This is a genomic window from Streptomyces sp. SID13726 (genome assembly GCF_010548375.1).
GTDB lineage: Bacteria > Actinomycetota > Actinomycetes > Streptomycetales > Streptomycetaceae > Streptomyces.
Genome location: NZ_JAAGLY010000421.1, coordinates 1 through 448, shown reverse-complemented (window position 1 = coordinate 448; position 448 = coordinate 1). Strand labels below are relative to the sequence as shown.

General features: G+C 70.1%; 1 protein-coding gene. It reads left to right on the top strand.

The annotated features are described in order from the left end of the window. Positions 1–281: dihydrofolate reductase family protein (locus G3I78_RS48390; RefSeq protein WP_203616543.1), on the top strand; the 281-nt coding region annotated here is incomplete at its 5' end. Positions 282–448 lie beyond the last annotated feature (167 nt).

Here is a 448-nt window from a genome sequence, read left to right as displayed (position 1 = left end):
TGAAGGTCACACCGGGGGGCGAGCTGCAGGTGCACGGCAGCGGCGTGCTCACGCGCTGCCTGCTGGAGAACGACCTGGTCGACGAGATGACGCTCATCACCGTCCCCGTGGTCCTCGGTCAGGGGAGGAGGCTGTTTCCCGACGTCGGGCCGGAGGCGGCGCTGGACCTGGTCGAGTCGCGCGTGGACACCATGGGCGTGACGATCCAGGTCTTCCGCCCGGCCGGGCGCCCGCAGCACGTCGGGACCGTCGCGCGGTGGCGCGTCGTGCAGGACGGCTGAGCCGGCATGCCGCAGAATCAGCAGGACACACGAGGGAGCGTTCGCATGCGGTACCTGATCTCCGTGATCGACGACTCGACCAAGCCTGGCGCTACCGACCGGCGGCCCGAGATCAGCGCGTTCAACGAGCGGCTGATGGCCGAGGGGTACTGGGTGTTCGCCGGGGG